Origin of the sequence: Streptomyces sp. NPDC127177, assembly GCF_042672475.1 — a bacterium.
Lineage (GTDB): Bacteria > Actinomycetota > Actinomycetes > Streptomycetales > Streptomycetaceae > Streptomyces.
Genome location: NZ_JBHXUW010000061.1, coordinates 1 through 23,605, shown reverse-complemented (window position 1 = coordinate 23,605; position 23,605 = coordinate 1). Strand labels below are relative to the sequence as shown.

20 protein-coding genes are annotated in these 23,605 nt (G+C 72.7%); 6 read left to right on the top strand and 14 right to left on the bottom strand.

The window, feature by feature from the left end; all coding sequences use genetic code 11:
• Positions 1–13: 13 nt before the first annotated feature.
• Positions 14–1,255 (top strand): styrene monooxygenase/indole monooxygenase family protein, encoded by a 1,242-nt coding sequence (locus ACFVJX_RS29475; protein WP_384133357.1) that lies wholly within the window; start codon positions 14–16, stop codon positions 1,253–1,255.
• Between the two features lie 91 nt (positions 1,256–1,346).
• Here the strand turns inward: ACFVJX_RS29475 and ACFVJX_RS29470 are convergent, their stop codons facing one another.
• The 5 genes from ACFVJX_RS29470 to ACFVJX_RS29450 form a co-directional block, all read right to left on the bottom strand.
• On the bottom strand, positions 1,347–2,522 hold the full coding sequence (locus tag ACFVJX_RS29470; protein WP_384133359.1) for an NlpC/P60 family protein: 1,176 nt from the start codon (positions 2,520–2,522) through the stop codon (positions 1,347–1,349).
• Positions 2,523–2,738: 216 nt separating this feature from the next.
• A complete protein-coding gene (locus ACFVJX_RS29465) occupies positions 2,739–5,363 on the bottom strand; it encodes a PQQ-binding-like beta-propeller repeat protein (RefSeq protein ID WP_384133362.1) in 2,625 nt (874 codons plus the stop codon).
• A gap of 97 nt (positions 5,364–5,460) precedes the next feature.
• Entirely contained in the window at positions 5,461–5,727 is a 267-nt protein-coding gene (locus ACFVJX_RS29460) for a hypothetical protein (protein WP_384133365.1), read from the bottom strand.
• A 17-nt stretch (positions 5,728–5,744) separates the two neighbouring features.
• On the bottom strand, positions 5,745–6,500 hold the full coding sequence (locus ACFVJX_RS29455; protein ID WP_384133368.1) for a TetR/AcrR family transcriptional regulator: 756 nt from the start codon (positions 6,498–6,500) through the stop codon (positions 5,745–5,747).
• 26 nt (positions 6,501–6,526) lie between these two features.
• Positions 6,527–7,462 (bottom strand): diiron oxygenase, encoded by a 936-nt coding sequence (locus tag ACFVJX_RS29450; protein ID WP_384133371.1) that lies wholly within the window; start codon positions 7,460–7,462, stop codon positions 6,527–6,529.
• A 178-nt stretch (positions 7,463–7,640) separates the two neighbouring features.
• On the opposite strand from ACFVJX_RS29450, the gene ACFVJX_RS29445 reads away from it, so the two are divergent.
• Positions 7,641–8,762: a ferritin-like domain-containing protein gene (locus tag ACFVJX_RS29445; protein ID WP_384133374.1), complete on the top strand. Its 1,122-nt coding sequence runs from the start codon at positions 7,641–7,643 to the stop codon at positions 8,760–8,762.
• A gap of 40 nt (positions 8,763–8,802) precedes the next feature.
• Positions 8,803–9,927 (top strand): protein kinase family protein, encoded by a 1,125-nt coding sequence (locus tag ACFVJX_RS29440; protein WP_384133377.1) that lies wholly within the window; start codon positions 8,803–8,805, stop codon positions 9,925–9,927.
• Here ACFVJX_RS29440 and ACFVJX_RS29435 read toward each other — a convergent pair.
• Positions 9,922–10,431 (bottom strand): GNAT family N-acetyltransferase, encoded by a 510-nt coding sequence (locus ACFVJX_RS29435; RefSeq protein WP_384133379.1) that lies wholly within the window; start codon positions 10,429–10,431, stop codon positions 9,922–9,924. The two genes, ACFVJX_RS29440 and ACFVJX_RS29435, sit on opposite strands and share 6 nt — an antisense overlap.
• Positions 10,432–10,517: 86 nt before the next feature.
• Between ACFVJX_RS29435 and ACFVJX_RS29430 the strand changes: the two genes are divergently transcribed.
• Together ACFVJX_RS29430 and ACFVJX_RS29425 are read left to right on the top strand one after the other, a co-directional pair.
• On the top strand, positions 10,518–11,408 hold the full coding sequence (locus tag ACFVJX_RS29430; RefSeq protein WP_384133381.1) for an ADP-ribosylglycohydrolase family protein: 891 nt from the start codon (positions 10,518–10,520) through the stop codon (positions 11,406–11,408).
• A gap of 57 nt (positions 11,409–11,465) precedes the next feature.
• Positions 11,466–12,284 (top strand): hypothetical protein, encoded by an 819-nt coding sequence (locus ACFVJX_RS29425; RefSeq protein ID WP_384133384.1) that lies wholly within the window; start codon positions 11,466–11,468, stop codon positions 12,282–12,284.
• A 35-nt stretch (positions 12,285–12,319) separates the two neighbouring features.
• On the opposite strand, the gene ACFVJX_RS29420 is transcribed toward ACFVJX_RS29425, so the two are convergent.
• From ACFVJX_RS29420 to ligD, 8 genes are all read right to left on the bottom strand, one after another.
• Entirely contained in the window at positions 12,320–13,399 is a 1,080-nt protein-coding gene (locus ACFVJX_RS29420; RefSeq protein WP_384133387.1) for an amidase family protein, read from the bottom strand.
• Positions 13,400–13,403: 4 nt separating this feature from the next.
• The gene (locus ACFVJX_RS29415; RefSeq protein WP_384133390.1) at positions 13,404–14,861 is read right to left on the bottom strand and encodes a peptidoglycan D,D-transpeptidase FtsI family protein; all 1,458 of its coding nucleotides are present in this window, start codon (positions 14,859–14,861) and stop codon (positions 13,404–13,406) included.
• Between the two features lie 37 nt (positions 14,862–14,898).
• A complete protein-coding gene (locus ACFVJX_RS29410; protein WP_384133393.1) occupies positions 14,899–16,278 on the bottom strand; it encodes an FtsW/RodA/SpoVE family cell cycle protein in 1,380 nt (459 codons plus the stop codon).
• 73 nt (positions 16,279–16,351) lie between these two features.
• Entirely contained in the window at positions 16,352–17,629 is a 1,278-nt protein-coding gene (locus tag ACFVJX_RS29405; protein ID WP_384133396.1) for an ATP-binding protein, read from the bottom strand.
• A 44-nt stretch (positions 17,630–17,673) separates the two neighbouring features.
• On the bottom strand, positions 17,674–18,492 hold the full coding sequence (locus ACFVJX_RS29400; protein ID WP_384133399.1) for a hypothetical protein: 819 nt from the start codon (positions 18,490–18,492) through the stop codon (positions 17,674–17,676).
• A 129-nt stretch (positions 18,493–18,621) separates the two neighbouring features.
• Entirely contained in the window at positions 18,622–18,948 is a 327-nt protein-coding gene (locus tag ACFVJX_RS29395) for a zinc-ribbon domain-containing protein (RefSeq protein WP_384133402.1), read from the bottom strand.
• On the bottom strand, positions 18,945–21,071 hold the full coding sequence (locus tag ACFVJX_RS29390; RefSeq protein WP_384133405.1) for a HEAT repeat domain-containing protein: 2,127 nt from the start codon (positions 21,069–21,071) through the stop codon (positions 18,945–18,947). Before ACFVJX_RS29390 ends, ACFVJX_RS29395 begins: the two co-directional genes overlap by 4 nt.
• 155 nt (positions 21,072–21,226) lie before the next feature.
• On the bottom strand, positions 21,227–22,123 hold the full coding sequence (gene ligD, locus ACFVJX_RS29385) for a non-homologous end-joining DNA ligase (RefSeq protein ID WP_384133408.1): 897 nt from the start codon (positions 22,121–22,123) through the stop codon (positions 21,227–21,229).
• 60 nt (positions 22,124–22,183) lie between these two features.
• Here ligD and ACFVJX_RS29380 point away from each other — a divergent pair, with 60 nt between their 5' ends.
• Positions 22,184–23,344 carry a Ku protein gene (locus ACFVJX_RS29380; protein ID WP_384133410.1) on the top strand — a complete coding sequence of 387 codons (1,161 nt, stop codon included), beginning with the start codon at positions 22,184–22,186 and terminating at the stop codon, positions 23,342–23,344.
• The last annotated feature ends 261 nt before the right edge of the window (positions 23,345–23,605 follow it).

Sequence of the window (23,605 nt, the reverse complement as noted above, 5' to 3'; positions counted from 1 at the left end):
ACGGAGAACCGCGATGCGGAAGATACTCATAGTCGGAGCCGGCCAGTCCGGGCTCCAGCTCGCCCTGGGACTGCAGTCCAGAGGGTACGAAGTCACCCTCATGTCCAACCGCACCGCCGACGAGATCCGCTCCGGGCGGGTCATGTCGACCCAGTGCATGTTCCACACCGCGCTCCAGTACGAGCGGGACTACCAGCTCAACTTCTGGGAGTCCCAGGCCCCGCGCATCGAGGGCCTCGGTGTCTCGGTCGCCGCGCCCGACTCCTCGCGCGCCATCGACTGGGTCGGCAAGCTGGACGGCTTCGCCCAGTCCGTGGACCAGCGCGTGAAGATGGCCGGCTGGATGGACACCTTCGCCCAGCGCGGCGGACAGCTCGTCATCCACGGTGCGGCTGTCTCGGACCTGGACTTCTTCTCCCGCACCTACGACCTGGTGATGGTCTCGGCGGGCAAGGGCGAGCTGGTCTCCATGTTCGGCCGGGACGCCGCCCGTTCGCCGTTCGACGCCCCGCAGCGCGCCCTGGCCGTCGCGTACGTCCACGGCATGGGCCCCCGGCCCGAGCACCCCGATTTCGACGCGGTCCGCTGCAATCTGGTCCCGGGCGTCGGCGAGCTCTTCGTGATGCCGACCCTGACCACGTCCGGCCGTGCCGACATCCTGTTCTGGGAGGGCGTGCCGGGTGGCCCGCTCGACGTCTTCCAGGGCGTCAAGGACCCCTCGGAGCACCTCGCCCTCACACTGGAGCTCATGGAGCGGTTCACCCCGTGGGAGTACGCACGCGCCACGAAGGTCGAGCTGACCGACGCCAACGGAACCCTGGCGGGCCGTTACGCCCCGACCGTCCGCAAGCCGATCGGCCGGCTGCCCGGCGGCGGCCTGGTGCTCGGGGTCGCGGACGTGGTCGTCGCCAACGACCCGATCACCGGGCAGGGCTCCAACTCCGCGTCCAAGTGCGCGAACGCCTACCTGGACTCGATCATCGAGCACGGCGACGGGGAGTTCGACGAGGCGTGGATGCAGTCCACGTTCGACCGCTACTGGGAGACCGCCCAGCACGTGACCAAGTGGACGAACGCGATGCTCGGCGCCCCGCCGGAGCACGTGCTGAACCTGATCGGCGCCGCCGGCCAGCTCCAGCCGGTCGCCGACCGCTTCGCCAACGGGTTCAACGACCCGGCGGACTTCGACAACTTCTTCTTCGAGCCGGAGAAGACGAACGCGTACCTCGCGTCGGTCGCCGGCCCGGCCGCCTGATCCCGCCGTACCCGCGAAACGCACCGGCCGGGCCGGGGCCCGTCGGAACCACCGGCAGGCCGCGGCCCGGCCGTCGTGCGTGCGGCAGCCGTCACTCCTCGGGCGCCGAGGAGACGCTGTAGCCCTCGTCCGAGCCGTCGGACGCCCCCTGTGGGAGCTCCGGCGGGCTGTACGTACGCAGAGGGGCGCTGTCCGGGTCCGGCCGCACAGCGCCCAGCAGCGGGTTCGACGCGAGCGGCGAGACCTTCACCCGGGAGCCGGGCCGGGGTGCCTGCACCACCAGTCCGTTGCCGATGTACAGCGCCACGTGTGTGGCCTTCGGGAAGTAGATCACCAGGTCACCCGGGCGCAGGGCGCTCACCGGCACCTTCTGGAGCTGCCGCCACTGCTCCTGCGAGGTGCGCGGAATGGGGCGGCCGGCGTTCGCCCAGGCCTGCGAGGTGAGTCCGGAGCAGTCGAACGAGCCCGGCCCCTCCGCGCCCCACACGTACGGTTTTCCGATCTGCCGGACCGCGTACCTGACCGCCTCGCCGCCCGCTTCGGAGGGCGGCCGGGTCGAGGACAGCGCACCCGAGGCGGCCAGGGCGCCCTGCGCCTTGGCCGTGTCCTTCTGTTCGAGGCCGGACAGCTCGGCGAGCTGGTCCGCGGAGAGCGTGGCGAGCTTCGCCTCGACCTCCTTCAAGCGCTTGTGCACGGCGTCCCGGTCCTTCTTCTGCCGCGCCGCCAGCACCTGCTGCTCGTCCAGCACCTTGCGTGACTTCTTCGCCAGGCCGTCGGCCCGCTTCTCGGCGCCGGTGAGCCCCTGCACGGCCGCCATCCGTCCGGCGGCCAGCCGCTGGATCACCTGGCCCTGGTCCAGGGCCTGTCCCGGGTCGCGGGACAGCAGGAGCCGCAGGTACGAGGAGAAGTCGGAACGGCCCTGGTACTGCTCGCGGGCCAGCTGCCCGGCGGCGTCGCGGCTGCGGGAGAGCGAGAGCCTGGCGGTGACGAGGGCGGCGTCCAGCTTCTTCGCGTCGGCCGTCCGCTTCTTCAGCTCGGCCGCCGTGCCGTTGTAGGTCTCGGTGGCCTCCTCGGCCTGCTGGTACAGCTTCTGGAGTTCGCTCAGCAGGGTGGCGACGCCGGTGTCCGCGGTGCCGGTGGCCGCTGGCGTGCCGGGTCCGGCGGGAAGGGGCGACGGGGCGGCCACCGCGGCCGGCGCGGCCGGCGAGGTCACGACGACGGCGGCCAGGGCCGTGGCGCAGAGCGAGTGCAGGACTCCGCCGGACACGACATCACCTCCGATAACGGGGTGAATCGTGGGACTACCCCATAAGTGAGCGCAATGCCTCCATACGCTCACTCGCCGTCAGGTGATGCAAGGACCGCGCGGTGTGGCGGCGGGCGGGTTCCCCCGGAAGGCGGTGGGGCGGGGCCGCCCCACCGCTCGGTCACGGCCTTGTCGGGTCAGGTCTGGTCAGGCCCGGACTGGACCGGACCGGTCGGGTCAGGTCACGGGGAAGGAGTAGAAGACGCGTTCCCGCTGCACGATCGCGTTCTTCCCGGCGGCCATCACGTTGTAGGGGGCCGTGACGGTGACCCCCTTGGGGTCCTGCTCGCCGATGTCCTGGAACTTCCACAGCCGTCGCCCGTCGGCCGCCGCGAACGCGGTGACCTGGCTCGAACCCGCCGCCAGCAGTGTCTTTCCGGTGCTGCTGACCGTGATGACGGGGGACCGGGACTCTCGCGTTCCCTCCGTCGAGCGGCGCCAGCGCAGCTGTCCGGTCTCCCGGTCGACCGCGCCCACCTCCTGGTTGCGGTTGGTGGTGTGCAGCAGGGTGCCCGACTCCACCGAGTTGCCGAAGAAGGAGTCGTCGTCGCCGTTGAGCGTCCACTTCGGCTTTCCGTCGGGTGTGGCGAAGGCCCGGAGGTCGCTGCCGACCGCCGCGTACAGCAGACCGTCCGCATCGCCCGTCGCCCCGCCGGCGGGTGTCACGGTGCCGAACGTCTCCGTCCACTTCGGCTTGCCGGTGCTTCGGTCGAAGCTCCGGAAGACCCCCTTGCCCTTGGCGGCCTTCACGTCCGCCGGAGTGAGCGTCAGCCGGTCCTGGCGTACGACGATGTCGTCGGGCCGGATCGCGATCATCCGGTATTCCGGCGCGTTCGAGCCGCGGGCGTTGGGCACGGAGGTGCGCCACAGCTCCTTGCGCTGCTCGATGTCGTACCCGAACAGATACGACTTGACGACCTGCTTGTCCTTGCCGGGCTTCTTGCCCTTCTTCGGCTTGGGGGCCTTCACGGTGGCCTTGGTCGAGCCGGTGAACCAGAGGGTGGAGCCGGACGAGCCGACGAGCGCGCGCACCGCCAGGTACGGAGCGTCGGCGAACCCGTCGGCGTACGGGACCCGGTGGGCGACCCGGCCGTCCTCGGCCGACAGCCACAGGAACTCGGTCGGGCCCGCGACGAAGACGAACTCCTTGCCGGCCGCCAGCGCCGCCTGCCCCTTCGCGGCGTCCGCGCTCTCCCAGATCCGGCGCCCGGTGTTCAGGTCGACGGCGGACGCGTGCGTGTCGTCCGTGATCACCAGCAGCCGGTCGTTCCAGGTGGCGGCGGTGAGCGGGTCGGGCGAGGCCGCCGGGTGGGTGTGGATCCAGTGCGGCCGGGGCGGCAGTCCGGGGACGGTGGTCCCGCCTGAGCTCGCGGCCGGTTTGGCGTCGTCGGTGGAGTTCGAGTCGTCGCCCGCCCCCAGCGCGAGCATCCCGCCGCCCCCGACGATCAGCCCGGCCGCTCCGGCGGCGGCGCCGATCAGCAGGGTCCGGCGGTCGACCGCGGCGCGCCCGGAGGCAGCCGGGGCCGGGGACGCGGCGGGAGGCAGCGCAGCGGGAGCGGGCACGGGCAGCGCCTGCGCGGGCACGGGCAGGGCCTGCGGCGTGTAGGGCCCGGGAGGCAGGGCAGCCGGTGCGACCGGGGCGCCGGGCAGTTCGCGCGGCACCGAGAGATGGGTCGTCGCCCGGTCGGGCCGAGGAGCGTCGTGGTCGATGATCCCGAACTGGGCGGTCCGGGTGTCCCGGGCGGGCACGGGGGCGCCCGGCGGGGCCGCGGGCACCACGGAGTCCTGCACGTCCTGCACGTCCGGGGCCTCGGCTTCGGCCGGGGCGCCGGACGCGACCGCCGGGCCCGCCGCGTCCTGCGGGGGCGTGTGCTCCTCATCGGCCGGCGGCGGGGTCTCCAGCGCCTCGGCGCGGGCACGCTGTCCGGCCACGGACGCCGACAGCGACGCCGGCAGCCAGTCGGCCCCCTTGGCGAGCCCGGCCGCGCCCTCCAGGGCCAGTTCGGCGGCCACCGCACCCGCCGTCGGCCGGTCGGCCGGGTCCTTCGCCAGGCAGCGGGCCACCAGATCGCGCAACGCGTCCGGAACGGCGGCCAGTTCCGGGTCGGTGTGGGCGATCCGCTCCGCGGCCTCGGTCACCGGGCCGTCCGCCAGCGGGGTGCTGCCGGTCGCCGCGTACGCGAGCAGCAGGCCCAGTACGAAGAGGTCGGACGCCGGTCCGGCCTCCTTGCCCTCGACCTGCTCCGGGGTCAGATAGCCGAGCCGTACGGAGAGCTGTCCGCCGGGCCGCGCCTCGGCGTCGGCCGCCGCGCCCAGCGGGCCGAAGGCGGTGAGCCGCGGTCCGTCCCCGGCCAGCAGCACGGTCCTGGGCGCGAGGCCCTGGAGCACGGCTCCGGTGGCGTGCACCCGGGAGAGGGTCTCGGCGACACCCGCGCCCAGTATCCGCACGGCCCTCTCGGGGAGCGGCCCGGCGATCTCGATCGCCTCGGCGAGTGTCAGCGCCGGTACGTAGGCCGAGGCCGTCCACAGCAGGTCGGCGTCCTCGGGCCCGTCCGTGCGGGTGTCGAGCTGCTCGGCCACCCAGCCGCCGGCCAGTCGTTCCGCGGTGTGGGACTCCGCCTGGAAGCGGCGCCGGAACGCGGGCAGCGCGGCGAGCGCGGGCCGCGCCGACGTGATCACGGCGAGCTCCTGCGAGGGCCCGCCGCGCGCCAGGTACTGCACCGCTGAGGCCGTCTCCCGCAGACGCGCCAGCGTCGTGTACGGGCCGAAACGGCGTGGATCGTCCTGACGCAGCGCCTCCATGGCGCACCCCCTTATGACCGTCCTGGCGACTGTCCTCGGACCAGATCGTCGATCTTAGACCGAACGGCCGACCACGACCTATTTCACCCGATATGCATCACTTCGGCTTCGACCAGGGCCACTTGGGACTGTGCCGCTCACGGCCGTCGGGGGCGTACTCGTACACCCAGCCCCGCTGGATCCCCAGCCGCTTGGAGAAACCGGCCGGGGCCCGCAGGTACGCGTACACGGTGGCGGGCCCGCCCTCGGCGTCCGGGACCGGGACCTCGTACCACTTGGGCGGGTGGCCGGTCGGGCCGACGAGCACGGGAAGCACCCGTCCGTCCAGGGGGCCGCCGGTGAAGGGGACGTTCTCGCTTCTCACCGCCCCAGTCTGACCGATCAGCCGGGCGGCAGCAGATGGGCCGCCTCGCCGACCACCGGGATCAGCCGCTCCGCCAGCCGGCCGGCCGGGCCCGCCGCGGTCTCCAGCGGCAGCAGTTCGGCCACCGCGGCCGCGGTTCCCGGGTCGGTGGACGCGGTGACCGCGAGGAGTCCGATGAACTGGTCGACGAGCCAGTCGCGCAGTTCGGGGGCGGCCGGCTGCTTCTCCTCGTCCAGCCAGATCAGCGAGGCCGCCTCGACGGCCGCGATCCAGGTGCGCACCATCATCCGCAGCCGCGGCCCGGGGTCGCTGCCGCCCGCGCCCCGGCCCAGGTGCAGGAGTATCTGGTCGGCCGCCGCCCGCCGCACCTCGTCGACGATCGCGCTCGTACGGGACGTCTCGGCGACGCTGCCGCCGCGCAGCAGGGCGCTGAAGCCGGCGTCGTGCTCGTCGACGAAGGCGAGATAGCGGTCGAGGACGCGCACCACCCGTTCCGTGGGCGGACCCACGGCCGGTTCGGCGAAGCACAGGATCAGTGCCTCGGCGGCGGACCTGAGCGCCGCCTCGTACAACTGCTGCCGCCCGCCGGGGAAGTAGCGGTACACCAGTGGCCGGGAGACCCCGGCGACCGTCGCCACCTCGTCCAGCGAGACCTCGTCGGGGGCCCGGTGGGCGAAGAGGGTGAGTGCCGCACCGAGGAGCTGGGTGCGCCGCTCCTCGACGCTGAGCCTTCGGTACGCACGGGTCGGCGGCGCGGCTGCGGCAGGGGTCATACCCGTCAGCCTAAGCGCTGTCACCCTCAGGCGAGCAGGCCCGAGCTCTTCCACAGCCTGCGCCCCACCCCGTTGAGGACCCCGATGTCCTCGAAGAAGTCGGTCAGCCGCTTGGCTCCCGACTGCATGACCTCCGCCCGGTGCCCGCTCGCCCGCACCTGGGCCACGGCCTCCTGGCTGTCGAGGCCGACGTTCTCGTACACCTGCGGGTTGACGAAGCAGACGGAGAAGACGCGGGCCGCCTGGCCGCAGCTGACCCGGGTGAGCTCGCGCTCCCAGCGCGGTGCGGTCACCATCTGGCGGCGCAGCTCCTCGCGGGCGTACCGGACGTGCCGGGCCTCCTCGACCACGTGGATGCGGGTCACCCCGCGCACCAGGGTCTGGACGCGCTCGTCGGGGAAGGTCAGCCGCTGCATCCAGTCGAGGATCTCCTCGCCGAGCAGGGTGGCCGCGAACGAACCGGGCGTGGTGGAGACGGTCTTCAGCACCCGGGCGAGGTTGTGGTACCGGCGCGGGACCGGGTAGCAGGGTGCCCCGCCCCAGGTGATCATCCGGCCGAACATCATCGAGTGCCGGCACTCGTCGGCTATCTCGGTGAGGGCGTAGCGGACGTGGCTGCTGACCACCGGCTTGTCATAGATGTGCCGCACCAGCAGCTGCATCAGGATGATCTCGAACCAGATGCCCAGCGAGGCCAGTGAGGCGGCCTCGTGCCGGGCGAGGTCCTGCCGCTGCTCCTGCGACATCCGCCGCCACATCGGGGTGTCGTAGAGGGAGACCAGCTCGGGCGGCCAGAACCACTTGCCGTCCTCTGCCGCCGCGTCCCAGTCGAGCTCCTTGTTCGGGTCGAAGGAGTGCTTGGCCGAGGCCTCCAGCAGTCGTTCGGCGATCTGTTCGCGGTCCCGGAGCGGGCCGAGTGCGTCGCGGAGGAGCTGCACATCGCGTTCGGTCACTGACGTCATGGCTGGAGGTACCTCACACCTGGGTTACCGACGGTCACCTCTTATGAGACCGTCTGTCAGCAAGGTCGTCAATCCCTTGCGCACGACTTGTTGACCCGGCGTCTACCAGCGTGTGAACCTGCCAACTGAGCCAAGCGACAGGTGACTTGTCGGAGCATGCGAGGCGAAGGAGCCGTCCGTGTCGACCCACGACCTCTACACCACCGCCCCCGAGCAGCCGCTGTGGACGGTGCCCGCCTCGGGTGCCGCCCGCTTCAGCTGGGACTACGACGACGGCCGCGAACGGCTCCTCGCCCTGTACCAGAAGGGCAAGGACAAGCAGTGGGACGGCAACAAGCGCATCGACTGGAGCCTGGAGGTCGACCCCACCGACCCGCTCGGCACCCCCGACGAGGCCCTCACCCTGTACGGCACCCCGCACTGGGCGCGGATGACCGAGAAGGACCGCGGCGAGCTGCGCAAGCACTACACCTCCTGGCAGTTCAGCCAGTTCCTCCACGGCGAGCAGGGCGCGATGGTCTGCGCGGCACGCATAGTGGAGTCCGTCCCCGATCTGGACGCCAAGTTCTACTCCGCGACCCAGACCATGGACGAGGCCCGGCACGCGGAGATCTACGGGCGGTTCCTGCACGAGAAGATCGGGATGCTGTACCCGGTCAACGACAACCTCCAGGGCCTGCTGGGCGACACCCTGCGCGACTCCCGCTGGGACATGCCCTACCTGGGCATGCAGGTCCTCATCGAGGGCCTCGCCCTGGCCGCCTTCGGCATGATCCGCGACACCACGACCAAGCCGCTGCCCAAGCAGATCCTCGCCTACGTCATGCAGGACGAGGCCCGGCACGTGGCCTTCGGCCGGATGGCGCTGCGCGACTACTACAAGCAGCTGAGCGACGCGGAACTGCGCGAGCGCGAGGAGTTCGTCATCGAGGGCTGCTACCTGATGCGCGACCGGCTCAGCGGGGTGGAGGTGCTGGAGAACTTCGGCATCCCCAGGAAGGAGGCCAAGGAGCTCTCCGAACACTCCGAGTACCTCCAGCTCTTCCGAAAGCTGCTCTTCAGCCGCATCGTCCCGTGCGTCAAGGACATCGGCCTGTGGGGCGAGCGCCTGCAGAAGGCGTACGTCGACATGGGCGTGCTCGAACTCGGCGACTCCAGCCTGGACCTGCTGATGGCCCAGGACGAGGAGATAGCCGAGCAGCTGGACCGCGACCGCTTCGAGGTCGAGGAGAAGGCACGGGTCGCGGAGGTCGCGGACGCGATAGCGGAGGGCGGCGGGGCGGCAGCATCGGCCTCCTGAACCTGGGCGGTGCCGGGGAGCGATGAGTAGGGTCGCCCGTATGCGTGAGAGCGATGACGGAGCCGCCCCGGCCGCGCCCCGCCCGGACCGGCTCCACCTCGACCGCCTGGCCGCCTACGGTTCGGTGTCCACCCGGCTGTCGCTGCTGAGCGACCGGCGGCTCGGGGAAGCCGTCCTGGCGGCCACCCCGCTGGGGTCGGGGATGGGCGGCAGATCGGCGGAGCTGGACGTGGGCGGCGCCCGGGTCTTCGTCAAACGGGTGCCGCTGACCGACCTCGAACTACGCCCGGAAAACGTGCGGTCGACCGCCAATCTCTTCGGGCTGCCGACGTTCTACCAGTACGGGGTGGGCTCGGCCGGCTTCGGTGCCTGGCGTGAGCTGGCCGCGCACATCATCACCACCGGCTGGGTCCTGGCCGACGACTGCCCCGACTTCCCGCTGATGTACCACTGGCGGGTCCTGCCCGACTCGGCCCCGCGGAACTTCGCCGACGAACTCGGCGGCATCGACGGGGCCGTGGCCCACTGGGAGGGCTCCCCGGCCGTCCGCGACCGGCTGGAGGCCATCGGCCGGTCCTCGGCGAGCCTGGTGCTCTTCCTGGAACACGTACCGCACACCCTCGCGGCCTGGCTGGGCGAACGCCGTAACGAGGCGGCCTGCGGCGGGGAGAGCCCACCGTACGCGTGGCTGGACGCGGCCCTGGCCCGCTGCGCCGACTTCATGAGCTCCCGCGGATTCGTGCACTTCGACGCCCACTTCGACAACCTCCTGACCGACGGCCGGTCGATCCGCTTCGCCGACTTCGGCCTCGCGCTGAGCTCGGGATTCGAACTCTCCGAGGAGGAGTCGGCGTTCCTGGCCGGCCACCTCGCCTACGACCGCCACTACGTCGCCGGCCATCTGCTGCGCCACCACCTGTTCGACGGTGTGCGCGACGCAGGCTTCCTGCGCGCCTGGATCGCGGGCGACCGGCCCGACGGGGTCCCGCCCGAGACCGCCGCGGTCATCGACCGGCATGCCGCGCCCGCCCTCGTCCTGGACGGCTTCCACCGCAGCCTGCTGACCGTGAGCAAGCGGACGCCGTATCCGTCGGCCGCCATCGACCGGGCCGCGACCGCTTCGGGACCGGCCACCGTTGCGCGTCACAGCGCCAACGGCCTATGAGCGGCCGCGTTCCGCACCGGGCGAGGCGCCCCGAACCGCGCGTTCCATGCACACCAGGTCCGCGCGCTCGTCCCAGGACGTGGTGACGGCGAAACCGAACCTCTCGTACAGCGCGACGGCCCCCGTGCGCCACTGCCACACCGACAGCCGCACCACGTCCGCCCCGCTCACCGCGGCCCGGTCGAGCGCCGCGTCGAGCAGGGCGGAGGCGACGCCCCGGCCGCGGTGACCGGGGGACCGCCCGTGCACGGGGGCCGTCACCACCAGGCAGCCGATGGCACGCGCCCGGTCCAGTGCTACGAGCACGGCGGCGTCGGCGAACGACCCTGCCGGGTCCTCGACCTCCGCGCGGTACCGGTCGGGCAGCGCGTCGACGTCCGCGACGGGCCGGCCCTTCTCCTCCTCGGTCCGCAGGTGGTAGTCGGCCAGCAGCCCGGGCAGGCCGTCCGAGACGGGAGCCGTGCGCGGCCGGTGGACGACGGAGAAGCCGCGCTGTTCGCTCATGGCACCAGGATCACACCCGTCCGGTGGGACGCGCCGCGGCGGATAACCGCTGTACGGCCCCGGGACAACAGCGGGAGGATGCCGCCATGGCCTCCAACGCTGTCGCGGAAGACCCGGCCGCCGCCCGCCGCAGCCTCGAAGGACTCGCGCTCGGGGACGCGTTCGGGGAGCGGTGGTTCCCGCTCTTCCGCACGCCCCGCCAGGCGTACGAGGAGGTCAGGGCGCGCCGTACGCCGCCGGAACCGGTCTGGCCCTGGACCGACGACACCGCCATGGCCCGTGCACTGCAGCGCGTCATCGACGACTGCGGCCAGGTCGACCAGGACCGGCTCGCGCTCTACTTCGCGCCGGCCTTCGACGCCGATCAGGCGCGGGGCTACGGCCACGGCATGCACATGCTGCTACCCGCGCTGCTGACGTCACCGGGCGAATGGCGGAGGCCGGCGCCCCAACTGTTCGAGGGCGGCAGCCTCGGCAACGGCGCCGCGATGCGGGTCGCGCCGCTCGGGGCGCGCTTCCACCGGGACGTCGGCCACGCGGCCGAACAGGCCGCGTCGCAGGCCGAGGTCACCCATGCCCATCCCGAGGGAATCGCGGGCGCGGTGGCGGTCGCGGTCGCCGCGGCACTGGCGGTGCGAGGGGAGTTCACCCTGCCCGCGGTCGTCGAGCGGACCCCCGCGGGGCCGGTGCGCGACGGCCTGGAGCGGGCCGCCGGGGTGCCCTTCGCCGTCGAGCCGTACCGGGCCGCCGATCTGCTCGGCAGCGGGAAGCGCATCCGCGCCGACGACACGGTGCCCTTCGCCCTGTGGACCGCCGCCAGGCACCCGGACGATCTGGAGGCCGCGCTCTGGGCGACGGCCGAGGGATTCGGGGACGTCGACACGACCTGCGCCATCACCGGCGGGGTCGTCGGCGCCGCCGTGGGAGTCGACGCGGTGCCCGGCGGGTGGCTCCGGCGCCGGGAGCCGTTGAACTGATCCCGTCCGTCCCAGCGTTCGAATCCGCGTTCGTGCGCATGACGTAACTTGGGCGCCATGACCACGCCGCCGCCCCCTCAGGGCCCGTACGGACCACCCCCGGGCCCCTACGGGCCGCCGCAGCCGGACCCGTACGGCGGGCAGCGGCCGGTACCCGGACCGCGGCCCTTCGGCTATCCGCAGGGGCCGCCCTTCGGGTTTCCGCAGGGGCCGCCACCGCGGCGGAACCGGACCGGGCTGATCGTCGGGGTCTCCGTCGGCGCCCTGGTGGCGGCCTGCTTCCTGGCGCTCGGGGTGTCCCGGTTGCTCGACTCCGTGTCATCGGTGGCTGCCGGGGACTTCCCCGAGGCCGAGTACCGGCTGACGGTGCCGAAGAAGCTGCTGGACGACGAGTACACGCTGCTCAAGGACTCCTCCGCGACTCAGGGGCGGGAGATCGAGAAGACCTACGACCCGAGCATCCGCGATGCGAAGGCCGTCGTGACCCAGTACACCTCGTCCGACGGCGGCACCCTGGTCGTCTCCGGACTGTGGGGACGGATCAAGGGGCCGGAGTTCACCCGGGACAAGATCCTTGAGGGGGCCGCCGGGACGGACGGCATGACCATCGCCGTGCCCGCCCGCGAGTTCACCCCCGACGGGTACGGGATCACCGTGTCCTGCCAGGTCGTGCGGTCCAAGGAGGGTGCGCTCACCAGCACCATCCCCATGTGCGCCTGGGGTGACGACAACACCGCGTCGTTCGTCGCCGTCGTCACTCCCGCGACGGCGCTCCAGGCCCCGGAGAAGGTGGACCTGGACAAGGCGGCGCTGTACACCGCCCGGGTCCGCGCCGAATCACGCAAGCCCATCGGCGGCGCCACCGGGGCGGGCTGACCCGGCCGGGGCTGCCGGCGCCCGGCCACCGGCCGTCAGATCCATGGCGCCGGGAGCACTCCCTTCAGCACGCCCTCCACCGCACGCGCCATCCCGAGCAGCCGGACGTCCGCGCCGCGTTCTGCCACCAGTTGCAGTCCGACCGGGCAGCCGTCCGGGGTGAATCCCGCGGGGACGCTCGCCGCCGGATGGCCGCTCAGATTGAACGCCCAGGTCAGTGCGGTGGAGAAGAGTTCGCCCGGCCCCTCGTGGCCGTGCGGGCGGTTCGGGGTGACCGGGGTGAGGAGGAGGGGCGTACCGGCGAAGAAGGCGTCCAGCCGGCGGTCGTTCTCCCGCCGGATCTCCTCATCGGGCGCCTTCGCCGTTCCGCCACGCACCGCCTGCCAGACCGCGACCGGGTCGAGCAGTTCGCAGTCCACGTCCGCGAGCCGCACGACCCCGGCCGCCGTCAGCCGCCGTACCGCGTCCCGGACCACCGCCGCGATCTCCGGGTCGACGTCCGCGTACCCCAGGTCCGGGCTGTAGGCGGCGCGCAGCGGCAGCTCGGTCAGGGCCGGTTCGTACGGGTCCAGGACGCAGCGCAGGTAGGTCTCCGCCGACGCCGCGGACCGGGCAAGCACGCCGGCGGACGCGAGCCCCGAGCGGTCGGGGGAGGGCAGCAGGCCGTTGGTGGTCTTGAGCCCGAACACCCCGCACCAGGCCGCCGGGATGCGCACCGAACCGGCCCCGTCGCTCCCGGTCGCCAGCTCGACAAGGCCCGCCGCGACCGCCGCGGCCGAACCCGCGGATGAGCCGCCCGGTGTCCGGTCGGGACGCCACGGGTTGACCGTCCGGCCGTGGGCGCCGAGACCCCAGGTCTTCCAGTACGTGCCGGGGCCGGGCACGGAGGTCGAGCCGACCGGGACGCCGCCCGCCGCGACCAGCCGCCGCGCGGCGTAGGAACGGATCCCGGTGGGGCCCTTCACCGCGAACGGGAGCCCGGCCAGCGGGAGCCCGGCCGCACCGGGCATCCGGGCGATCGCCTCCTCGTGCCAGACATCGAGGAAGGCACAGAGGCGGGGGTCCGCCCGCCCGATCGCGGCCAGCGCCCCGGGCACGTCCCTGGAAGCCGTCATGGCCTCAGTCTTCCAGGGCCGCCTCCATGACGGAACGGGCGATCGGCGCGGCGCTGCCGCCGCCGCTGATGTCGGCCCGGTCGGCGGCGGCGTCCTCGACGACCACCGCGACCGCGACGGCCGGCCTCGCCGAACCGTCCGCCTGCGCCCAGGAGATGAACCAGGCGTACGGCGTGCCGGTGTTGTCGATGCCGTGCTGGGCCGTGCCGGTCTTGCCGCCGACCGTCGCCCCGTCGATGGCGGCGTTGGTGCCGGTGCCGTCCTGCACCACGTCGATCATCATCTGCCGCAGCCGCGTCGCCGTCTGCGGATTCATCGCCCGGTGGTAGGTGCGCGATCCCTCGGTGCGGACGGTGGACCCGCTGTGCTTGGTCGTACGGTCCACCAGGTGCGGGTACATGAGGTCGCCGCCGTTCGCGACGGCCGATGCCACCATCGCCATCTGGAGCGGGGTCGCCGTCGTGTCGAACTGGCCGATCGAGGACAGGGCCAGCTGGTCGTCGCTCATGTCCGTGTCGAAGTTGCTCTTCGCCACCCCCGACGGGATCTTCAGGCCGGTGTCGTTGAAGCCGAACTTCCCCACCGCCTCCACCATGCCGTCCAGCCCGACCCGCACCCCGAGATGGGCCATCACGGTGTTGCAGGAGACCCGGATCGCCTCGGCCAGCGAGGCCTTGGCGCAGCCGCTCGCCTCGTTGGGCAGCGTGGTCGATGTGCCCGGCAGGACGTACGGGGAGGGGGTGTCGGTCTCCTCGTTCGGATCGGTGACGACCTCGGCGTCCAGCGCGGCCGCCGCCGTCACGATCTTGAAGGTGGAGCCGGGCGGATAGGTCTGCCGGATGGCCCGGTTGAGCATCGGCTGACTGCGCGACGAGTTGAGCTGCCGCCAGGCGTCCGTGACGGACGAACCGGTGCCGGAGAGCTGCCCGGGGTCGTACGAGGGCGTCGAGACCAGTGCCAGGATCTTGCCGGTCGTCGGCTCGACGGCGGCGACGGCGCCCCGCCGGCCGCCGAGCCCCTGGTAGGCGGCGCGCTGCATGGAGTCCCTGACGGTGGTGACGACATCGCCGCCCGGTTGCCGGCTGCGGGTGATCTCGTTCCAGAAGGGGAGTGGGGCGAGCATCGGGTCGGTACCGGAGAGGACCGAGTCCTCGGCGTTCTCGATCAGGGTGGTGCCGTACGTCTGTGAGGCGTATCCGGTCACCGGGGCGTACAGCGGGCCGTAGTGGTAGGTGCGCTCGTACGCGAGCTGCTCGCCGGTGTCCTTCGAGCCGGTGACGGATCTGCCGCCGACCAGGATGTTGCCGCGCGGCTGGTCGTAACGGTCGATCGTGTTCCGGCGGTTGGCGGAGTTGGCGTCGAGCGAGGGGGCCTCGAAGACCTGGACGCGGGCCGCGTTCAGCAGCAGCGCCACCAGCAGCAGCAGACAGAAGGCGGCGGCGCGCCGGATGTAGCGGATCATGTCCGGGCCCCCCGCCGCTCGGCCGTCGGGTGCGGGATCACAGCTCGTCCTCCAGGATCGGGGCGATGACTCCGGTCTCCACCTGGTCCGGACGGGGTCTGCGGGCCTGGTCACTGACCCGGATCAGCAGCGCCACGATGATCCAGTTGGTGACCACGGACGAACCGCCCTGGGCGAGGAACGGCATCGCCATGCCCGTCAGCGGGATCAGCCCCATCACCCCGCCCGCGATCACGAACACCTGGAGGGCCAGGATCGAGGCGAGGCCGATCGAGAGCAGCCGCCCGAAGGAGTCGCGCAGGGCGAGCCCGGTCCGGTAGCCGCGCGCCACCATCAGCGCGTAGAGCATGAAGACCGCGGTCAGCCCGGTCAGGCCCAGCTCCTCGCCCGCCGTCGCCAGGATGAAGTCGGACTTGGCGGCGAAGCCGATGAGGATGGAGTGGCCGAGCCCGAGCCCGGTGCCGAGCATCCCGCCGGCCGCGAAGGCGAACAGCGACTGGGCGAGCTGGCTGGGCCCCCGGCCCGCGTCGATGGAGGCGAACGGGTCGATCCAGTCCTGCACCCGGCTGTGCACATGCGGTTCGAAGGAGCCGACGACGAACGCGCCGACGGCGGCGAGCAGCAGCCCGACGGCGATCCAGCCGGTCCGGCCGGTCGCCACGTACAGCATGATCACGAAAAGGCCGAAGAAGAGCAGCGAGGTGCCCAGATCGCGCTCCAGGACCAGCACCCCGACGCTGAACAGCCAGATCGCCACGATCGGACCGAGCACCCGCCCGGTGGGCAGTTGCAGTTTCCAGGCCTTGCGGCCGGTGTACGCGAGGGCGTTGCGGTTCGCCGCGAGGTAGGCGGCGAAGAAGACGGCGAGCAGGATCTTGGCGAACTCGCCCGGCTGGAAGGAGAATCCGCCGACCCTGATCCAGATCTTGGCGCCGTTCACCGCGGGGAAGAAGATCGGCACGACCATCAGGACGAGGGCGGCGGCCACCGAGAGGTAGGCGTACCGCTGGAGCACTCGGTGGTCGCGCAGGAAGACCACCACCGCGATGAAGAAGGCGACGCCGAGCGTGGACCAGACCAGCTGGGTGGTCGCGGCCTGGTCCTTCGGGGTCTCCAGGTCGAGCCGGTAGATCAGCACCAGGCCGAGGCCGTTGAGCAGGACGGCGATGGGCAGCAGCAGCGGATCGGCGTACGGGGCGCGGAAGCGGACGGCGAGATGGGCCAGCAGGGCGAGCAGCCCGAGGCCGCCGCCGTATCCCGCGACATCGGGCGGGACCGCGTCGTTCCTGGCCAGACCGACGGCGGCATAGCCGTAGACGGAGATGAGGACGGCCCCGATGAGGAGCGAGAGTTCCACGCCGCGCCGCTTGGGCAGGCGCAGTTCGGGCGGGGGCGCGTCCGCTGTCGTTGCGGTCATGCCACGCAACGTAGCAAGAGGTGGGGTGTATTTCCCTTATGTCATAGTGCGGAGGTTCATGGGTGGCGGGCCGTCAGGTCCCCGCGCCGGGCGGCGGTGGCTCCTCCTCGGAGCGCACGTACTCCGGCAGTGTCAGCCGGGCCACCGCACCGCCGTCCGGCGCGTTCTCGAAGTCGAGCCGGGACCCCATCACCCGTGCCTGCCCGGTGGCGATGGTCAGTCCCAGGCCGTGGCCCTTGCTGTCGCCCTCGGTGCGGAAGCGCTGCGGACCGCCCGCGGTCAGATAGCCGGGGAAGCCGTCGCCGTGGTCGCGCACGGTCACCACCGGCCCGTCGACCGTCAGCACGACCGGTCCTCTGCCGTGCCGGTGCGCGTTGCTGATCAGATTGCCGAGGACTCGCTCCAGCCGCCGCCTGTCCGTCTCGACGCGGACCGGCGGCCCGTCCCCGTCGACCCGGACCTCGGTGTCGGTGCCCGAGGCGGACACCACCCGCCGCACGAGCGGCGCGAGTTCGTGCACGGCCAGGTCGACCTGTTCGGTACGGGTGTCGAGGCGGGAGATCTCCAGCAGGTCCTCGGTGAGGGCGCGCATCGCCCGGACTCGGTCCTGCACCAGCTCGGAGGGGCGCCCGGGAGCCAGCAGCTCGGCGGCGGCCGACAGACCCGTCAGCGGGGTGCGCAGCTCGTGCGCCACATCGGCGGTGAAGCGCTGCTCGGTCTGCAGCTTGCGCTGGAGCGTCGAGGCCATCGTGTCCAGCGCGCCGGCGACGATCGCCACCTCGTCCTGCGGCCGCGAGGGGTCGGCCGTGCGGGGGTCGTCGACCCGGGCGTCGAGATCACCGGCCCCGATCAGGCGGGCCACCCGGGCGGTCTGGTGCAGCCGGCGGGTGACCCGGGTGACGGCGAATCCGCCGACCAGCAGCGTGGCGCCGATGGCCAGCAGCGACGAGCCGATGATCGCCCCGTCCAGGCCGTTGATCGTGCGGGCGCTCTGGCTGTAGTCGCTCTGGGTGGCCAGCGCGTGCCCGTCGGCGGGGGCGGCCGCCCACATCGTCGGGCGGCCGAGGTGGTCGGAGACCATCGTGCCCCGCTCGCCGCCCACCGCGAGGGCGCGCAGCGAGGCGGGCAGCCCCGGCGGGTCGAGGCCGGAACGCGGCGGCAGCGGCTCGCCCGCCTCGTAGGCGGCGGTGGCGTCCGTCAGCCGGGCGAGGGCCTTCTCGCGGGCGTGACCGACCGTCTGCCGGGTGACGGCGGTGTGCACCAGCACGCCCAGCAGGGCGGCGAGGACGCAGCACATCACGGTCAGGAAGACCGCGGACTTCCAGGCGAGCGTCGCGGTCCAGGCGGGCATCCGCGGTCTGCGCCCGGCCGGGGCGGCCGGCGCCCGCCGCCGGCTCACCGGCGCTCCGCGGACACGGTGACCGAGGGTGCGGCGGTGGGTGCGGCGGTCGGCGGCGCGCTGCCCGGCGCCGTCGTGGGCGGGGCGGAGGGGAGTTCGCTCGGCCGCGGGGACGGCCGCGTGCTCGGCGTGCGCCGCCGGTCCGGCTCCGGCTGCGGCGGCATGCGGAGAATGCCGTCCTGGGTGGGGAGCATGGCGCGCTGCCTGCTGTCCCAGGACCAGGCCGTGCGGTACTCGTATCCGGTGATGGCCGAGGGGGCGCGCATGATCAGGTCGCGGCCGGCCAGCTCCACGCTGATCACCGCGTCCGACGTCGACATGATCCGGGTCAGCCCGCTCGGCTCCGGCATGTAGACGCGTACGGAGAGCTGGCGGTCGGCCAGCTCGATGGCCAGGACCAGTTCGTCCGAGCCGTCGCCCGTCAGATCGCGGTAGTACGGAGCGAGCACCGGGCAGGCGCCCGGCTCGGTGCGACAGGCTTCGATCCGGCGGACCGTGGCGGCAGGCAGCTCGTCCGTACCGCTGGAGCGGTCGGGGCGGGCCTTCAGCCCCGCCTGCACCACCGCCACCGGATCCAGCCGGTGCACATCGCCGCCCGGGACCGTGATCCCGGGGATGTGCGCCGTCTCGCCCTCGCCGTAGTCGTACGGGGCGGCGGAGGCGGGCGGCAGCTCCGGCCAGAGGCGGGCCGGGCCGATGGCGGCCGGGGCCCGTCCGGCGCTCTTCAGCTCGCCGCCGGTGCCGCAGCCGGCCAGCAGCGCGACCCCGGCCAGCACCGCCGTCGCGCCGGCCCCCGCCCGGTGCTGCGGACGCATGGCTTCCTCCGTTCCCGACAGTCGGTCGAGCCGACGGGCGCGTGCCCATGCACGGCCCCGGCTCCGTAGACCATATTCGGAAGGAAGTCTCTTATGCGTATTTAGTACTGACGTGGGTTCAGCGCGGGTTCAGTGCTGGTACGGATTCTGGCCCTGGCCCTGCGCACCCGGCGCGAAACCCGGCTGCTGCGGCGGGCCGAACGGGTTGCCGTCCTGCGACGCCGCGTGCTGGGCCAGCAGCTGTTCGGCCTGCTCCTTGGGGATCCGCTGCTCACCACCGCAGAAGGTGCACTGGGTGGCGAACTTCGTCGAGAACGGGAACAGCGGCACGAAGAACAGCGTGAACTTCGTGACCCGCTTGCGCAGCGTGTGCGCGGACGGGTTCCCGCACCAGCCGCAGACCATCGTCATGACGGCCAGTTGGTAGAGATAGCCTCGCGTACCAAAAATGATCATGTTGTGGGTCCCTTCCCCGAATTACCCATGAGCGCCCGGCGGCAGAGCGCCAGCAGCTTCTCGTCCTCGTACGTGTCGTGGCTGCCGTAGCCGCCGTCCATCGCGTTGTGACGGCGTACGGAGGCGAGCTCGGCGCGCAGCACGTGCTCCGCGTCCGTCCCCGCACCGGCCACCCCCATCCGCGCCAGACATCCGGCCACCCGAACCCTGACATGGCGGTTCTGCTCCCAGGCCGCCAGGAGCACCGGAACGGACTCCTCGGCCCGTCCGGAAACCTCCCACAGAGCGATCGCCGCGTCCACCCGCAGCCACAGCTCCTCGTGCCGCAGCAGTGCCCGCAGCCGCGGAGCGGTCACCGCCGCCTGCGCGCCGAGCCGGCCCAGCGCGCTCGCCGCCGACCGCCGCTCGTGCGCGTGCTCCGCCTGGAGCCCCTCGATCAGCACCGGCAGCACGGCGGCGGCGTCCCGGTCGACCGCCCAGAGCGCCTCGGCGGCCTCCGTGGCCGCCGCCGTGCCGGGGCGCCGGATCAGCGACCGCAGCTCAGGCACGGCACAGTGCGCCGCGGGCCCGAACGAGCCGAGCGCCCGCAGCGCCGCCGTCCGCAGCCACTCGCCGCGGTACTCCGGGGCCCCGCGCAGCACCCGCAGCACCTCCGGCGCCGCCTCACCCGCCCGCAGCGCGGTCAGCCCGGCCAGCAGCGGACTCGCCCGGTCGTAGGCCCCCTCGTCGAGGTCCACCTCGCCTAGCCTGCGCCGCAGCACGCCGGCCAGCGGACGGGCCGCCGAGCCCAGATATCCGATGGCGAAGCCCACATCGTGCGGCACCTCGGGCCGCTCCAGCGCAGCGGCCAGCACCGGCACCGCACGGGCGTCACCCAGCCGGGACAGGGCCTTCACCGCGCTGCCGAGCCCCGGCGGCCCGCTCGCCCACTCCTTCACCCACGCGCCCGGGTCCGCCGCGACCCGGGCCGCCAGCGCGTCCGCCGCCGGTGCGGCCAGTCCGAACAGCTCCTCCAGGACGTGCGAAGCGGCCTCGGCCAGCCTCGGCTCGGCCGCGCAGAGCTGCTCGCCCACCAGCCGCACCAGCTCCCCGTAGGAGCCCCGCCAGGCCCGTATCAGCCCGCTGCTCATCCGGACCGCGTCGATGCGCTGCCAGCGGTCGGGGCTGCACAGCTGGTCGGTCAGCAGCGCCGTCCGCTCCGCGACCCGGTCGTCGAGGCCGACATGCAGGGTCCGCAGCAGATCGGCCGTCCAGGGCGCCGTGCGTCCGGCGCTCTCCTCGGCCGACAGCGCCCGCAGCTGCCCCACCAGCGTCACCGGCGCCGCCCGCTCCCCGTCCGGGGCCGGCTCCGGCTCGCTGGGCGCCTCGGCAGGCCGGCTCCCCGGCTCCGAGGGTGCCGATCGCAGCTGCCGCAGCAGCCCCGCGACCACCCGCACCACATCGCCCGGCAGCGCCTGTGGTGCGCACCGCGCCAGCTGGGCGAGCGCCGCGAGCCGCAGCCCGGGTGGATACGACTCCGCGGCCAGCCGGCTCAGCCAGTCGGCGATCTGGTCGGTCAGCGGCCGGTGGCGCAGGGCGACCCGGCCCGCCGCCTCGACCAGCGCGAGCCGCACCTCCTCGTCCGGCTCGACCGCAAGCCGGTCCCGCAGCAGCGTCAGGACCCGCGCGGGGTGGCCGTGCAGCGTGGCGAGCGCCAGCGGGGCGGAGACCCGTACGCCCGGGTCGTCGTCGGCCATCAGGGCGAAGAACACCCCGGCGCCCGCGGTGACGGCCGCCGCCGCCATCGCGTAGTTGGCCGCTCCCTCGATCTCGTCCTCGTCGATCTCGTCCTCGTCGTCCTCGTCGAGGTCGATGCCGCCGATGCTGGTGAGCAGCTCGACGATGCCTCCCCGGTCCGGGACGGCGGGATCCACCACCAGCTCGAAGAGGAAGGGGATGCAGGCAAGCGTGCACGCGTAGACGTCGCCCTGGTGGTGGACGGCCCCGTACATGCCGTCCAGCGCCCCCTCGCGCTCCGCCGGATCGGCGGACGCGAGGCCCTGGAGGAGTTGGGGCACATCATCGGCAGGCCCGTACGCATGCTCCATCGAGGCCCAGTCGACCTCGTCGATCCCCGCGAACACGCCATCGCCTCCCCACGCGCCATCACGAAGCAGTGTCTGCGCAGAGTGTGCACCACCGCTCCGACAATCCACCCGCCACATGCAGCCTTTTGCCGTTGAACATGACAACAAAGGCGGCGGTGCGGTATGCCCCAGGCCCGCGACGGCGCGGCCCGCTACGCCGTACCCGGAACCGGACGCCCCCGGCCCGGTTCGTTGAGCGGGCCGAGCAGATCCCCGTACCGTTCCAGCCGCTCCTCCATGTCGCCGGCCAGGAAGACCAGCTCCCCGGGGCTGCGGCACTCCTGGATCTCCGCCCAGGTGACCGGCGCGGAGACGGACGGCTCGGCCCGTGCGCGGAGGGTGTAGGGGGTGGCGGTCGTCTTGGCAGCGGCGTTCTGGCTGAAATCGACGAACACCTTTCCCGGCCGGAGCGCCCGCTTCATCCGGTGCACCACCAGATCCGGAAGCTCCAGCTCCGCCTGAACGGCCAGCCCCTTCGCGTACGCCGACACCAGCTCGGAGGCCGTGGGCTCCAGCGGGACGAGCAGATGCAGCCCCTTGGACCCGGACGTCTTCCCGTAGGCCTCCAGACCGTCCGCCGCCAGGCGTTCCCGCAGCCAGAGGGCGACCTCGCAGCACTCCACGACGCTCGCGGGCGCCCCGGGATCCAGGTCGAACACCAGCCGGTCGGCCACTTTCGGGGTATCGGCCCGCCACTGCGGCGTGTGGAACTCCACCACCAGATTGGCCGCCCACATCAGCGTCGCGAGGTCTCCCACGACGATCTGGTCGGCCCCTTCGTTCTCGCGGTGCGGCACCTGGGTCGTCCGTACCCAGGACGGCGTACCGGGCGGCGGGTTCTTGGTGAAGAAGCACTGCCCGTCCGGACCGTCCGGATAGCGCAGGAAGGACACGGGCCGCTCCCGCAGATGCGCCAGCAGCGCCTCGGCGGCCGTGGCCGCGTAGTAGTGCAGCACCTCGCCCTTGGTGGTCCCGGTGGCCGGATACAGCACCTTGTCCAGATTGCTGAGCGTCAGGCGCCGCCCCTCCACCTCAGTGATAGGCGACATACGATAAGAATCACATGTAAATCGGATTTATAGGTACACGAGGGATCTAAGGGGTGACCGGTGAGGTCCATATGGAACGGCGCCATCTCGTTCGGGCTGGTCAGCATTCCGGTCAAGCTGGTCAACGCCACCGAGAACCACTCGGTCTCCTTCCGCCAGATCCACCTCACCGACGGCGGCCGGATCCGCTACCGCAAGGTGTGCGAGCTGGACGGCGAGGAGGTGACCGCCGCCGAGACCGGCAAGGCGTACGAGGACGCCGACGGCTCGATGATCCCGATCACCGACGAGGACCTGGGCTCACTGCCGCTGCCCACCGCCAAGACGATCGAGATCGTCGCCTTCGTGCCGGCCGACTCGATCGACCCGCTCCAGATGGGCACGGCCTACTACCTCTCCGCCAACGGGGTCCCCGCCACCAAGCCGTACACGCTGCTGCGCGAGGCGCTGAAGCGGAGCCGGAAGGCCGCCGTCGCCAAATTCGCGCTGCGCGGCCGGGAGCGGCTCGGGATGCTGCGGGTGGTCGACGACGTGATCGCGATGCACGGGCTGCTCTGGCCGGACGAGATCCGGGACCCGGAGGGCGTCGCCCCCGACGCGGGCGTGAAGGTGCGTGACGCCGAACTCGACCTGGCCGACGCCCTGATGGACACCCTCGGTGAGGTCGACATGGACTCGCTGCACGACGACTACCGGGAGGCGGTCGAGGAGCTCGTCTCGGCCAAGGCCTCCGGGGAGGTGCCCCGGACGGCGGCGCCCGACGATTCCGGCGGCGGCAAGGTCATCGACCTGGTCGCGGCCCTGGAGAGCAGCGTCCGCGCCGCCAAGGAGGCCCGCGGGGACGAGGCCGAGGGGGGTGGCGAGCCCGAGAGGAGTGGCGAGGCGCAGGACGCGAAGGTCACGTCGATCGCGGACCGCAAGGGCGGCACCCGCGGGGCCCCGGCCGGCAGGTCCGGCTCGTCGCCGGGCTCGTCCGGGGCGAAGAAGTCCACGGCGGGGTCCGGGAGGACGGCCGCGAAGAAGAGCGCGCCGAGCGGCGGGACCGGCGCGAAGAAGACGGCCTCGAAGAGCACCACCGCCAGGAAGTCCACGGCGAAGGACTCGGCGGCGAAGAGCTCGACGGCGAAGAGCTCGACGGCGAAGAAGTCCACGGCGAAGGAGTCCACGGCGAAGAAGCGGAGCGGCACGAAGAGCGCCCCGCGCAAACGCACCTCCGCCTGACGCCGCCCCTACCGCGCCGCTGTAGCGGCCGGGGCGACCGCGCGGCCGGGGCGGCCGCGCGGCCGCGGCGACCGCGCGGCCGCGGCGACCGCACGGCCGGGACGACGCACGGACGTGATTGCGCAGGGCCGGGACCACCCGAGGCCGGAACGACCGCACAGGCGCCAGCTGGACGTCGTGCGGTCGTCGTGCGATTCGGGCGCGGAGCGGGGCGGCTTCCGGAACGACCGGACGTCCGTCGCGGGGCGCGTGCCCCGCGAC